At 36.4% G+C, this 12,980-nt stretch carries 13 protein-coding genes and 1 pseudogene; 8 read left to right on the forward strand and 6 right to left on the reverse strand.

What is annotated here, in order from left to right; translation table 11 throughout:
- Positions 1-50 precede the first annotated feature (50 nt).
- Positions 51-482: a CBS domain-containing protein gene (locus O1450_RS08460; protein ID WP_269228082.1), complete on the forward strand. Its 432-nt coding sequence runs from the start codon at positions 51-53 to the stop codon at positions 480-482.
- Between the two features lie 59 nt (positions 483-541).
- On the opposite strand, the gene O1450_RS08465 is transcribed toward O1450_RS08460, so the two are convergent.
- Positions 542-1,756 carry an aspartate aminotransferase family protein gene (locus O1450_RS08465; RefSeq protein WP_269228083.1) on the reverse strand — a complete coding sequence of 405 codons (1,215 nt, stop codon included), beginning with the start codon at positions 1,754-1,756 and terminating at the stop codon, positions 542-544.
- A 164-nt stretch (positions 1,757-1,920) separates the two neighbouring features.
- On the opposite strand from O1450_RS08465, the gene grxD reads away from it, so the two are divergent.
- A complete protein-coding gene (grxD, locus tag O1450_RS08470; RefSeq protein WP_004662328.1) occupies positions 1,921-2,262 on the forward strand; it encodes a Grx4 family monothiol glutaredoxin in 342 nt (113 codons plus the stop codon).
- Between the two features lie 50 nt (positions 2,263-2,312).
- Here grxD and O1450_RS08475 read toward each other — a convergent pair whose 3' ends face one another.
- On the reverse strand, positions 2,313-2,636 hold the full coding sequence (locus O1450_RS08475; protein WP_269228084.1) for a hypothetical protein: 324 nt from the start codon (positions 2,634-2,636) through the stop codon (positions 2,313-2,315).
- Positions 2,637-2,716: 80 nt separating this feature from the next.
- On the opposite strand from O1450_RS08475, the gene O1450_RS08480 reads away from it, so the two are divergent.
- A complete protein-coding gene (locus O1450_RS08480; RefSeq protein WP_269228085.1) occupies positions 2,717-3,142 on the forward strand; it encodes a guanosine-3',5'-bis(diphosphate) 3'-pyrophosphohydrolase in 426 nt (141 codons plus the stop codon).
- Positions 3,143-3,195: 53 nt separating this feature from the next.
- Positions 3,196-4,113, forward strand: a complete 918-nt coding sequence (locus O1450_RS08485) for a LysR family transcriptional regulator (RefSeq protein WP_005216426.1) — start codon at positions 3,196-3,198, stop codon at positions 4,111-4,113.
- 26 nt (positions 4,114-4,139) lie between these two features.
- Here O1450_RS08485 and map read toward each other — a convergent pair whose 3' ends face one another.
- Positions 4,140-4,934 carry a type I methionyl aminopeptidase gene (gene map, locus O1450_RS08490; RefSeq protein ID WP_269228086.1) on the reverse strand — a complete coding sequence of 265 codons (795 nt, stop codon included), beginning with the start codon at positions 4,932-4,934 and terminating at the stop codon, positions 4,140-4,142.
- Positions 4,935-5,285: 351 nt separating this feature from the next.
- On the opposite strand from map, the gene brnQ reads away from it, so the two are divergent.
- Positions 5,286-6,596: a branched-chain amino acid transport system II carrier protein gene (gene brnQ, locus O1450_RS08495; protein WP_269228087.1), complete on the forward strand. Its 1,311-nt coding sequence runs from the start codon at positions 5,286-5,288 to the stop codon at positions 6,594-6,596.
- 403 nt (positions 6,597-6,999) lie between these two features.
- The gene (locus tag O1450_RS08500; protein ID WP_005159983.1) at positions 7,000-7,242 is read left to right on the forward strand and encodes a hypothetical protein; all 243 of its coding nucleotides are present in this window, start codon (positions 7,000-7,002) and stop codon (positions 7,240-7,242) included.
- A 32-nt stretch (positions 7,243-7,274) separates the two neighbouring features.
- Here the strand turns inward: O1450_RS08500 and O1450_RS08505 are convergent, their stop codons facing one another.
- Positions 7,275-7,730: a hypothetical protein gene (locus O1450_RS08505; RefSeq protein WP_005216430.1), complete on the reverse strand. Its 456-nt coding sequence runs from the start codon at positions 7,728-7,730 to the stop codon at positions 7,275-7,277.
- A 133-nt stretch (positions 7,731-7,863) separates the two neighbouring features.
- Between O1450_RS08505 and O1450_RS08510 the strand changes: the two genes are divergently transcribed.
- On the forward strand, positions 7,864-8,721 hold the full coding sequence (locus tag O1450_RS08510; RefSeq protein ID WP_269228088.1) for an alpha/beta hydrolase family protein: 858 nt from the start codon (positions 7,864-7,866) through the stop codon (positions 8,719-8,721).
- 700 nt (positions 8,722-9,421) lie between these two features.
- A complete protein-coding gene (locus tag O1450_RS08515; protein ID WP_004662340.1) occupies positions 9,422-9,886 on the forward strand; it encodes a MarR family winged helix-turn-helix transcriptional regulator in 465 nt (154 codons plus the stop codon).
- A 45-nt stretch (positions 9,887-9,931) separates the two neighbouring features.
- On the opposite strand, the pseudogene O1450_RS08520 reads toward O1450_RS08515, so the two are convergent.
- A pseudogene (locus O1450_RS08520) lies at positions 9,932-10,600 on the reverse strand (SOS response-associated peptidase).
- Between the two features lie 63 nt (positions 10,601-10,663).
- Positions 10,664-12,826, reverse strand: coding sequence for a malate synthase G (locus O1450_RS08525; RefSeq protein WP_269228089.1), 2,163 nt, complete (start codon positions 12,824-12,826; stop codon positions 10,664-10,666).
- Positions 12,827-12,980 lie beyond the last annotated feature (154 nt).

The following is a 12,980-nucleotide window of genomic DNA, read 5'->3' on the forward strand; positions in this document are numbered from 1 at the left end:
AATACCGTTAAGTTAAATGAAAATGACAATACAACAGAGGTAGATAAACAATGACAATCGTTGCCCAAGTCATCAAAAATAAAGCTGTACAATCAATTTTTACAATTTCGCCAAATGCGACTGTACTTGAAGCAATCAAAATTATGGCAGATAAAGGCGTGGGAGCTTTAGTCGTTGCAGAAGATGAAAAGCTAGTTGGTATTTTCTCTGAACGTGACTACACACGTAAAGTGACGTTGATGGAGCGTTCATCAAATACAACACCTGTGTCAGATATTATGACATCTAAAGTCATCACCGTTGGTTTAAACAATACAGTTGAAGAATGCTTGCAATTAATGACCGATCGCCATTTGCGTCACTTACCTGTTTTAGATAAAGAAAAACTTGTTGGCTTTATTTCAATTGGTGACTTAGTCAAAGCTGCAATGGAAGATCAACGCATTCTTATCGAACAACTTCAACAATATATTTCAGGCTAATCGCCGCAAAAAAAGGGCAATTCAAATTGCCCTTTTTTTATTGCATGATTAATACGTCATTAGGCTGCTAAGAAGCCTTGAATTGCAGGTACAAGACGCTTCAACAATTCATCAGCTTGAGCTTGAGTCATGTTTAATGGTGGCAATAAACGTACCACTGAACCTGCCGTTACATTAATAATCAACTTATATTCATCTCGTGCAATAGCAACTAGTTCAGCACAATCTTTTGGTAACTGAATACCAATCATCATACCAAAGCCACGCACCTGTACATTTTGATCAATCAGTTGAGCTCGTAGTTGATCAACAATATAGGCTCCAACTACGGCTGCATTTTCAACGGCTTTTTCATTTTCAAGCGTATCAAGTACAGTGTAAACCACACGTGAGCCAAGTACTGTACCGCCATATGTTGAACCATGGCTGCCTGCACCAAGCAAGCCTACTGCTTTACCCTGTGTCATCACAGCACCAACAGGGAAACCATTTCCTAAACCTTTCGCTGTGGTCATAACGTCAGGAATAATATTGGTATGTTGATAAGCAAAGTATTTACCGGTACGTCCATTCCCTGTTTGAATTTCATCAAGCATCATTAACCAATTATGCTGATTACATAAAGCACGAACTTCCTCAAGGTAACTAAAACCCTGTGGTGCTGTATTGACACCACCTTCACCTTGAATTGGTTCAATCAGGATTGCAACGATATCTGGATGATTGATAGCTGCCTCTTGAATCGCTTCAACATCACCAAATGGCACACGAATAAAGCCTTCAACCAAAGGCGCAAAACCTTCTTGAACTTTTTTATTGCCTGTCGCAGATAAGGTCGCCAAAGTACGACCGTGAAAAGATTGTTCAGCAACAATAATTTTAGGATTACTAATGCCTTGTTTAGAACCAAATTTACGTGCAATTTTGATCGCACCTTCATTTGACTCAGCGCCACTGTTTGAGAAGAAAATTTCTTGCATTCCAGAAACTTGTGCAAGTTTTTGAGCTGCAGCAGTTTGCCAAGGAATTTCGAATAAGTTACTGGTATGCACTAAAGTTGCAGCTTGCTCAGCAATCGCTTCCGCAATCACTGGGTGTGCATGCCCTAAACCACAAACAGCAATACCTGTTAAGGCATCCAAATATTCCGCACCATCCGCTGTATATAAATACGCCCCTCGTCCTCGTACAAAGCTGATCGCTTGGCGACCATAAGTTGCCATAAGATGTGATGGTTGATCAGGTTGCACAGGAGCAAGAGTGATATTAGTCATAACAAACTCAATCTATCATTAGTTGTGGTGAAAAAAAGTTATATAAGCAAAAACTTGAGTAGATTGAAAGCTCAAACTTACATTTATATAAGAAAAATCTTTAGCAATAGCCGCAAAAGTGTTTTTCAGTATATAATTTACGAAGATTAGTTGAGGATCTATCTATGACGGAACAAGCGCGTGATACAGTAGCGTTAATTCGTGATCAAATTGCGAAACACCCTGTTTTACTTTACATGAAAGGCACTCCACAATTTCCGCAATGTGGTTTTTCTGCGCGTGCAGTTGAAGCACTTAGCCAAATTGGTCGCCCATTTGCCTATGTAAATATCTTGGAAAATCAAGATATTCGTACAACATTACCTCAAATTGCTAACTGGCCTACTTTCCCACAATTATGGGTAAACGGCGAGCTCATTGGTGGTAGCGATATCATGCTTGAAATGTTCCAAAATGGTGAGTTAAAGCCATTAGTTGAACAGTATAGCCCTGCTCCTGAAGCATAAGCTAAAAAATGAAAGCCAATCAAATGATTGGCTTTTTTATTGGAATGATTTTAGCTTTGACTAAAACCCACATAGCGAAACATACCTTCCACCCCCAAATCTGCTTTATAGATTTGTAAATCAGGATAATCCACCTGAGTCACACTCGCAAAAATATTCATACTTGGATCTTCATGAATTTCATCAACCGACTGTGGTAGAACTTCTTCAAAGCGATCAGCAATAAATTCAAAACCTAAATCCATCGCCATGAATAATGTATGCTCACACGGCTGAATATACTGTTCCTGTTCCCAATCTAAAACAGCTTGATGACAATATGGACATGCAATGTTTTGAGTCGCATCGATAACGTTTATAAGTTGGTATGACATAATTTTAAAGCATAGAAAATTTGGATTTAGTTTAAAAGAATACGATCTGTGAATCCATTCGAATAACAGGGATTTAAATTATGGCAACACTTGAACAAGCGATTTCATTAGCTGCAAAACAACATGAAGGACAGGTAGATAAAGCAAATGCCCCTTATATATTACATCCATTAAGAGTCATGTTAAATGTTCCTACAATTGAACATAAAATTGTGGCCGTTTTACATGATATTTTAGAAGATACAGAAACAACGATTGACGATTTATACCAATTCGGTTTTCAACCGCATATCATTGACTCAATCGTCGCACTCACTAAAAAACAAGGAGAAACTCGTGTAGAAGCAGCTCAACGAGCGCGACAAAACCCAATCGCACATGTTGTTAAATTAGCAGATATCAATGACAATATGGACTTATCTCGGATTCAATCACCAACAGTCAAAGATTTTGAGCGTTTGAAAGAATACCAAAAGATTCGAGATTTATTATTCCAAAATGTTTAATAATCTCTTTTATAATGATTCACCCTAATCACAAAGCTGGAGTTTATAGCGTAATGCTAACGGATTTAGATGATTTTTATTGCTTTGCCCTTGTTGTCGAACATGGTGGTTTTAGTGCGGCTGAAAGAGCAACTGATATTCCTAAATCCAAATTAAGTCGCAGAGTTTACAATCTCGAAGAACAGCTGGGTGTACGCTTAATTCAACGTAGTTCACGACACTTTGCCGTTACTGATATTGGTATGGATGTTTATCGTCACGCTCAAGTGATGATGAATGCTGCTCAAGCTGCACATGATGTTGTCAATCACTTAAGCAGCGAACCTCGTGGTGTAATTAAAGTCAGTGTTCCTGTTGATATTGCACAAAATCAAATGGCGAAAATATTACCGAGCTTTTTAAAGAAGTACCCTGAAGTTCGGGTTCAAATGATGGTAAGCAATCGCAGAATTGATGTAATCAACGAAGGCGTTGATCTCGCCTTACGTGTTCGCTCTAAGCTAGACGATGACCCTAATTTAGTTTTGCGTCAGTTTACAGCAATTGAGCAACGTCTATTTGCTAGTCAAGCTTATTTAAATGAATTCGGTCATTTAACAACGCCAGAACAATTATCTGAGCATCGTATTATCAGTATGTCTGAAGAACATCTAGATCAACACTTTTTATTATTTGGACCTGAAAATCAACAAAAGAAAATTAAAGTAAATCCTGTCATTATGGGTTCGAATTTGTTGATGCTCGCGGAATTGGCAAGTCAAAATTGTGGAATTGCTTTATTACCAGATAGTATTGCACAAGATTTCACAAAATCAGGGCAATTGGTCAAAGTTTTACCTGAATGGACTGCCCCACATGGTATTTTCCATGCCGTTTATCCGTCACGTAGAGGGCTATTACCCGCTGTACGAGTCTTTATCGATTATTTAGTAGAACAATTAACAGAATCACCGAATAAAAAAAGAGCTTGAATCATTCAAGCTCTTTTTAAAATACATTACACCGCTGGATAGTGTCCTGTTCCATTTGGCCAAGGCGTTAACAACTCAAAACCATCATCAGTAACAACAACCATATGTTCCCATTGCGCTGATAAGGACTTATCTTGTGTCACCACAGTCCATCCGTCATTCAGTTCTTTCACATGTCGTTTACCAGCATTCACCATCGGTTCAATCGTAAATACCATGCCCTTTTTCAAAGTCATGCCTTGTCCTTTTTGACCATAATGCAAAATATTTGGCTGTTCATGATAGATACGACCAATACCATGACCGCAATATTCTCGGACGATACTATAACCTTCACGTTGCGCAACGGATTGAATTGCATAACCAATATCACCGAGTGTCGCACCCGGTTTGACCGTATGAATCCCTGCAAGCATGGCTTCATAAGTTGTTTCCACCAGTTTTTTGGCTTCTGGGCTAGGCTCACCCACAAAATACATGCGGCTGGTATCCCCAAAATAACCATCTTTGATTACAGCAACATCAATATTTAATATATCGCCTTCTTGCAAAATTTTCTTCGCGGAAGGAATTGCATGACACACCTCTTCATTGACTGAGATACATGTCGTCTTGGTAAAACCGTGATAGCCCACATTGGCTGGAATCACCTGCAAAGTATTTACGATATAGTCGTTGCAAATATCGTCTAAATATTCAGTTGAAACGCCAGGCTTAATATAATCACTAATCATTTCTAATACTTGTGACGCTAAACGTCCTGAGATACGTAATTTCTCAATATCTTGCTCAGATTTAATCGTCACAGTAGAAGCTCTCATTCGAGATTTTCCTTATTTAAATATAGGTTAATGCAACATGCAGATTCATTTTTGTACTACATCTCGTATTTCAACAGTTGTACGCTGTCGTACAGAAATCTTCAATCGTTCTAAGATTGAACGGTTGTTATTATTTTACATTTAATTTCAATCAGCATCATAGTAAAAAAGTATAAAGGGCTATATTTTTTACTTTTAAAATCTTTTCAATAAATTAAGTTTACCAGAGCTAATTACATGATTTTAATCAGTTCTTTTTAGACAAAAATAAACCAATTTTCACATAAAATTAGTTTCAAATGACTACAATTTTGTTCTAGAATCCGCACTTTTATTTTATACCTCCCTTTTATGAACCATCTTCGTACAGGAGATATTGTTGCCCTTGGTTTTATGACCTTTGCACTCTTCATCGGTGCTGGCAATATTATCTTCCCCCCTATTGTTGCACAACAAGCAGGTGAGCATGTTTGGCTCGCTGCTTTTGGATTCTTAATTACCGCAGTCGGTCTACCTGTAATTACCATTATGGCTTTGTCTCGTATGCAAGGCTCTATTGAGATTATCAGCTCACCACTTGGACGCTTTTTTAGCCTACTCCTCACGATTGTTTGTTATTTGTCTGTTGGACCATTATTTGCCACACCACGTACTGCAACTGTTTCTTATGAAATAGGATTTGCTCCATATTTTGGTACATCAAATAGCAGCCTAATGATTTATAGTGTTATTTATTTTACGCTTGTCACTGCGATCTCGCTTTATCCGAATAAATTGTTAGATACTGTAGGTCACGTCTTAGCTCCTTTAAAAATTGCTGCTCTAGCGGTTCTTGGTATTGCAGCAATCCTTATCCCTACTGGCTATATTTCTCCACCAATCCATAAGTATGTGACTAGTCCTGTTTCTGAAGGCTTCGTAAACGGCTATTTAACTATGGATACTTTGGGTGCTTTAGTCTTCGGTATTGTAATTATTCAAGCGATTCAGTCTCGTGGAGTGACAGATTCAAAGCTAATCACCAAATATGCGATTATCGCGAGTTTAATTGCTGGCGTAGGTTTAACACTAGTATATATCAGCCTATTTAAACTTGGATTAGGTAGCCATGAAGTTGCTGCGAATGCGGCGAATGGTGCTGTGATTCTGCATGCTTATGTACAACACGCTTTCGGTGATCTAGGTTCGTTGTTTTTAGCTGGTTTGATTTTTCTAGCCTGTACGGTAACTGCAATTGGCCTTACCTGTGCATGCGCAGAATACTTCACTGAATTAACAGGCTTACCGTATAAATTATTAGTTTTTATCTTAATTGGATTTTCATTATTAATTTCTAATTTGGGTTTAACAAAACTAATTGCATTCTCTGTTCCAGTGTTAAGTGCAATTTATCCACCAGCGATTGTTGTGATTATGATGAGTTTCTTCTGGAAATATTGGAATAAACCTTCAACTGTCGTGAGCTCTGTTACTGCTGTTGCTTTTCTTTTTGGCATTATCGAAGCACTCAAAGCGGCTGGATTCTCTGAACAACTCCCTAAATTTATTAATAATTTACCGTTGAATGAACAGAACCTTGCTTGGTTATTGCCTTCATTGGTTGTACTCGTTATCGCAATTGCTGTAGATCGATTCTCTAGCAATACTGCTTCTCAAAATTAAAATGATTTGTCGTTAAAATGATGTTTTACCCAAACATAATTTTAGCTATACAAAAAATGTTCTTTTATCCAACTTACATTTTTTGTTTACGACAAATTATTTTTTAGCTTATTTGTATCTACCGCTACCCGTATTATTCACACTGTATTTGAACTGAATAATAAAGACATCTTTTTCAGCAACTTTTTCAAATTGTAAAAAAATCACACTACTATTCATAATAAAAATAACCTCAATACACCCAAAAAATATCCAATCTACATAGAAATCAATACATTCGTGAATTTATTTAAAAAATAGTCAAGTTAGCTATTGAAATACTGAAAAAATCAAAGTAAAACTTTAATATTAATTCTGACAAAAACGATTAGGTTTTGTCATCACTACTCAAGGAGGGATGGAGATGTTCTCATTACATTTCAACAAGCAAGTCTTCATTGACACTCTAAAGACCAATGATTCCATCGTATATGCAATTACGACATTTGCCTTAATGGCGACGCTGTTATTGCAAGGCACTATTAAGGGTAACTTAAAACCTGAATATTTTGCATACGCTTTAATCGTGTCTTTAGCCTTTTGTACGTGGGGGATTATTGATCGAAAGTTTCGACAGATAAGTGCTGAGCGCCAAAAGAATTTTTAATATAAGAAATGGATGAGTAATCATCCATTTTTCTAACTAGTAAATTTTAAGATTGTTCCTAATAATAATACTGCTGTAGCACCTAATTCGACTATTATTAAATTCAACATTAAAAATGTCATACACCATCTTGGAATCGACCACTGCCCTAACTTATGCGGTTGCTTAAACTGATTCGTTGTATCTTTTAACATTCCATGAATGATATAGACCAAAATCGACATTGAGAAAAAGAATAAATTCGCCACAACGCAAAATAGACTCAAACTATCCGATAAACTTGTAAAATAACTTAATGCAGCCAAGATTAAACTTGCAGCGGCATAAAGCAAACTACTGCGATGTGCAATATCGACATAATAATGTGCGCGTGCAAGCTCTGTATTTCTAATTTGATAATACTTCCAAACGCCAGTTAGCATCCCTACCCAAAGAAATATTCCACTAAAAATGATCGCCAATTTGGTTGCACTCGTTAAAATTAACATTCCCTTTTCCCCAAATGGTTTTTCCAAAAATAGCTATATTACATAAAATTTGACTTTTAAGTCATTTTTTAAACGAGTTTCTTTTTAGAACTTGTATAGACTGGAAATATGTCTAGACAAGAGTATTACTCAAATGACTACATTTGAATCATTTTGGATCAGTTGTAAAGATGGTTACCAACTTGCAGCACAGTATTATCCAGCAAGTGATGCCACTAAACCATTTCCGATTCTAATTTGTCCAGCAACAGGTATTACCAAAGGTTTTTATCACTCATTTGCTGAATGGTTAAATCAACAAGGCTATAAGATCTTAAGTTTTGACTTTAGAGGAATAGGTCAATCTTTACATGGGCCACTTAAAAATTCGAATGCCAGTATCAATGATTGGGGTTTATTAGATATCCCAGCAGCCATCGAAACCCTCTTGAATCGCGCTCAAGCTAAACAAGTGATTATTTTGGGACATAGTGCTGGTGGTCAATTACTTGGAATCAATCCTGACCATCAAAAAGTTGCTAAAGTTGTCGCAATCGCTGGTTCAACGGGTTATGTAAAAGGCTTAAAAGGAAAAACTAAACTTCTTGCTCCATTAATGTTTAATGTCATTTTTCCAGTATCCAGTGCTATTAAAGGATACGGCGCAACACAATTTATTGGTATGGGTGAAAATTTACCTAAAAATGTAGCAAAACAATGGGCTGAATTTTGCAGTCAACCTGGTTATGTCATGAATGCAATTGGTAAAAGTATTTTTGCTGATTATCACCAAGAGATTGTCTGTCAGATTACATCAATTTGGGCAAGTGATGATGAAATCGCAACACAGGCAAATGTTAAAGATTTACTCAGACTTTATCCTAATGCTCAAACCAATTTGATTGAATTGAAACCACAACAATATGGTTACAAACAAATTGGACATATGCTGATGTTCAAGAAATCACATCAGAAATTATGGCCCGTATTAGAAAAAGAATTGAGAATGTAATCCCTAAACTCACAGTTTTACCCTTTTGCGCATCTAAATTTGCAATCCTATTTAGATGCGCCTTTTTAATTTACAATTATTTACATAAACCATAAATGACATAACTAAGTAGAAGTTTTTTACAATGAATTATTTTTTAACAATATAAAATTAAATAATAAAACTATATTTGTATTCTTTTTAAGCAGATTAGTTAACTAATAGTGATTAAATGTGATAAAGAATGTATTTATTCAACTTTTTTAGCAGCACTATGAATTTTAATTTTTAACCAAATTTTAAATTCAAATATATGTATTTAATTTGTTTTTTTAATTATTTTATTTTACAAATGTAATAATTTCACGATTATATGACATTTTAGACAGAATCTTTTAGAAAAAAGTCACGTCATGATTTGTATTTATTTTCTACAATACATTTGTTCTACAAATAAGCTACAATGCAACACTGTAGAAATACAATTGGGGTAAAATGGATAGGTAAGAGCATCATTAATAACAGTTTTATGTAGTTTACATGATGATACCCCTATCTTAAGCAAAGATGGTTATACAACCATTTTTAGGAAGATTTGTTATAAACGGAATGTTAGAAAAATTAGATTTCATCATTTTTCTAGCGTATAAATTGTAGACATTTCATGGAATCTCGGAGTTGCATCTAACAACTCTGTGTAACAAGCATAGGAAATAACTTAATGCCTAAAAAATATGCGCGTTTTTTACCTACATCAGAAACATTTAACTTAGAAGACTTTCCTTATTTCTGGATTTCTCAAGTAAATGCACAGTACGTTCAAAATATCGATAACGTACTTAAGAAGTATGGTTTAGACAACTCTCGCCGTCGTATTTTAATTGCATTGAATGTCAAGCCACATGCAAGCGTTTCTGAACTTTCAGACATGGTGATTTCTAAAATGTCTACAACGACCAAGATCGTATATCGCCTTAAAGATGAGGGATATATTGAAACTTATTCATGTAAAGAAGATGGTCGTATTACCCGCGTTTATCTTACTGATAAGGGTACAGAAATGATCACTAAAATTAATGATTTAACTTCTGTAATCTTAGAGCAATCATTTGATGGATTAACGCCGTTGCAAATCGAAAAGACGATGGAAATTTTAAAACATATGTTTAAAAATCTTGCTCGTTGATTAATCAAATATATAAAAAGGTTTCTTGTTAGAAACCTTTTTTATTTAGAAAAGATCAAACATATTTAACTGAGGTGTTTGTTTTGCTATTTTTGCCTTAGGTACATGTGAACATTCAAACTCTTCTACTGGAAATCCCTGCATAAATTGAATCATTTGATGTGGTTGTTTTAAACTCAGCCAATCATCAAGGTGGTCATGTGGAATAATGACGACTGATCGTTTGATATCCCCAGGTTCATGCAACTCTTTCATCATCGGATGGTCTATTGCATCCATCGTAAGCATCGCTGCGGAACGAATAATTTCATTCTCGATTTTGCAAATTTCATAAAGTGCTGCAATATAAAATGCTTTGCCATCTTTACGCCGTACGCCCCATCGTTGTGGTTTATTTTCAATATATTTACTTTCATAAAACTCAGTGACTGGAATTATAGCGAACTTGCATTTATAAGCTGCCTCCTGAAAGCTTGGTTTCTCAAAAATGGTCTCATGTCTAGCATTATAAGCACGTTTAGAGCTGTTAATATCCTCTGCCCATTTCGGCACTAAACCAAATAATACCTCTCGCCACTCCAATCCATGTTCAGATTTAAATAATAATGGTGTTTTATAACTTGGATAAACCTAATCAGTATAATCAAAAGGAATAAGCGGTAGTTCAAGCTGTTGCAATTGTTCAAGTGTTACTGGTTTGTAGTTAGCGCACATAAAATCACAAGCACCTTATTTAATAAAAAAAGCCCCCGAAGAGGCTTTTTATTTTAGATGAAATTAATCACCTGTATAACCTTTTAGTTTTAAACGTGCAGCGTGTAACAATGGCTCTGTATAACCAGATGGTTGCTCAGCGCCTTTGAAGATCAAATCAGCAGCAGCTTGGAATGCGATACCATCAAAATTTGGTGCCATTGGCGTGTAAAGTGGATCATTGGCATTTTGCTGATCAACAATCACAGCCATACGTTTAAGCACTTCTTCAACTTGTTCTTTCGTTACGATACCGTGACGCAACCAGTTTGCAACGTGTTGAGAAGAAATACGTAAAGTTGCACGATCTTCCATTAAACCAACGTTATTGATGTCTGGAACTTTAGAACAACCTACACCTAGATCAACCCAACGTACAACATAACCCAAGATACCTTGACAGTTATTTTCAAGCTCATTGTTTAACTCTTCAGCCGTCCAGTTTGTTTCTGGTGCAAAAGGAGGAGTTAGCAAGTCATCTAAAGACAACATTGATTCAGCAAGCAATTCATCTTGACGTGCTTTTACATTGATTTGGTGGTAATGCATGGCATGAAGTGCAGCGCCTGTAGGTGATGGAACCCATGCACAAGAAGCACCCGCATTTGGATGAGCTGTCTTAGTCGCCAACATATCTTTCATGCTATCTGGTTTTGGCCACATGCCTTTACCAATTTGCGCTTTACCTTGTAAACCACATGCTAAACCAATTGCAACGTTACGGTTTTCGTAAGCAGCAATCCATTTTTGCGCTTTAACAGCTTCTTTACGTACCATTGGCGCTGCCTCCATAGACGTATGGATTTCATCACCCGTACGATCCATGAAGCCTGTGTTAATGAAAATTGTACGGTCTTTTGCAGCAGCGATACAATTTTTCAAATTAACTGAAGTACGGCGTTCTTCATCCATGATACCAATTTTGAGTGTTTTCGCAGGTAGACCAAGTGCTTGTTCTGCACGCTCAAATAATTCAACTGCAAATGCAACTTCTTCTGGACCATGCATTTTTGGTTTAACGATATACATAGAACCTTTACGAGAGTTCTTATTTTCGTTTTCACCACGAATATCTGTAATTGTAAGTAATGGAGTAACTAATGCATCCATGATACCTTCAAATACTTCTTGACCTTCTACAAGGATCGCTGGGTTAGTCATTAGATGACCAACGTTACGAAGAAGCATTAATGAACGACCATGTAGCGTTGTAGTACCGCCAATTAAGTTCTGAACTGTACGGTCTTTGTTTAATGCACGAGTAATAGTTTTACCATTTTTCTCGATTGACTCTTGCAAGTCACCTTTCATTAAACCTAACCAGTTACGATAGCCTTCAACTTTCTCTTCTGCATCAACAGCTGCAACAGAATCTTCTAAATCTTGGATCGTTGTAATAGCAGCTTCTAGAGTTAAATCTTTAACGCCAGCCGCATCAGTTTTACCGATTGGGCTATTTGCATCGATATCGATAATAACGTGCAAACCATTATTTAATAAAACGATTTCAGTTGGATTTGCAGCATCGCCATTAAAGCCAACAAATTGAGCTTCATGAGCCAAAGAGGTTGTTGAACCATCCTTTAAAGTCACAACTAAACGATTGTGATCAACTGCATACTTAGTTGCATCGGCATGAGAGCCTTGAGCAAGTGGGAATGTTTGATTAAGGAAATCTTTAGCGAAAGCAATTACCTTATCGCCACGGACTGGATTATAGCCTTTACCTTTCTCTGCACCATTTTCTTCAGAAATTACATCTGTACCGTAAAGTGCATCGTATAATGACCCCCAACGTGCATTCGCAGCATTTAAGCAATAGCGTGCGTTACGTACTGGTACAACAAGCTGAGGACCAGCTAATAATGCAATTTCTTCGTCTACATTTTCAGTCGTTACTTGGAAATCAGCAACTTCTGGTACTAAGTAACCAATCTCAGTTAAAAATGCTTTATACGCATTTAACTCAAATTCATTATTACGATGCCATTCATCAATCTTAGCTTGAATTTCATCACGCTTCGCTAATAGTGCCTTATTCTTTGGGCTAAGATCGACAACGACTTGCTCGAAATTTTTCCAGTAAGTTTCACTGTCTAAACCAGAGCCTGGTAAAGCTTCATTTTCGATGAAATCGTAAAGTTCTTTAGCAATCGCTAGCTTGCCTTGTTGAATACGTACAGTCATTGTCTTTCCTGATGATGCTAACTTTTTATAACAAGAAACCTAGTATACCGATTTATACTAGCCTGAATAGTAATATCACATTGCTAAATAGTAAGCATTTTCTTAGCTTAAGTATTGACAAATATAATTTTTATAAACACTAAAACCAAGTTTT

The organism is Acinetobacter sp. TR11 (genome assembly GCF_027105035.1).
GTDB lineage: Bacteria > Pseudomonadota > Gammaproteobacteria > Pseudomonadales > Moraxellaceae > Acinetobacter.

What these genes read in the sequence shown, in the direction of transcription:
- O1450_RS08460 (WP_269228082.1), top strand. Translation starts at nt 51, where the DNA reads ATGACAATCGTTGCCCAAGTCATCAAAAATAAAGCTGTACAATCAATT.
- O1450_RS08465 (WP_269228083.1), bottom strand. Translation starts at nt 1,756, where the DNA reads ATGACTAATATCACTCTTGCTCCTGTGCAACCTGATCAACCATCACAT.
- grxD (WP_004662328.1), top strand. Translation starts at nt 1,921, where the DNA reads ATGACGGAACAAGCGCGTGATACAGTAGCGTTAATTCGTGATCAAATT.
- O1450_RS08475 (WP_269228084.1), bottom strand. Translation starts at nt 2,636, where the DNA reads ATGTCATACCAACTTATAAACGTTATCGATGCGACTCAAAACATTGCA.
- O1450_RS08480 (WP_269228085.1), top strand. Translation starts at nt 2,717, where the DNA reads ATGGCAACACTTGAACAAGCGATTTCATTAGCTGCAAAACAACATGAA.
- O1450_RS08485 (WP_005216426.1), top strand. Translation starts at nt 3,196, where the DNA reads ATGCTAACGGATTTAGATGATTTTTATTGCTTTGCCCTTGTTGTCGAA.
- map (WP_269228086.1), bottom strand. Translation starts at nt 4,934, where the DNA reads ATGAGAGCTTCTACTGTGACGATTAAATCTGAGCAAGATATTGAGAAA.
- brnQ (WP_269228087.1), top strand. Translation starts at nt 5,286, where the DNA reads ATGAACCATCTTCGTACAGGAGATATTGTTGCCCTTGGTTTTATGACC.
- O1450_RS08500 (WP_005159983.1), top strand. Translation starts at nt 7,000, where the DNA reads ATGTTCTCATTACATTTCAACAAGCAAGTCTTCATTGACACTCTAAAG.
- O1450_RS08505 (WP_005216430.1), bottom strand. Translation starts at nt 7,730, where the DNA reads ATGTTAATTTTAACGAGTGCAACCAAATTGGCGATCATTTTTAGTGGA.
- O1450_RS08510 (WP_269228088.1), top strand. Translation starts at nt 7,864, where the DNA reads ATGACTACATTTGAATCATTTTGGATCAGTTGTAAAGATGGTTACCAA.
- O1450_RS08515 (WP_004662340.1), top strand. Translation starts at nt 9,422, where the DNA reads ATGCCTAAAAAATATGCGCGTTTTTTACCTACATCAGAAACATTTAAC.
- O1450_RS08525 (WP_269228089.1), bottom strand. Translation starts at nt 12,826, where the DNA reads ATGACTGTACGTATTCAACAAGGCAAGCTAGCGATTGCTAAAGAACTT.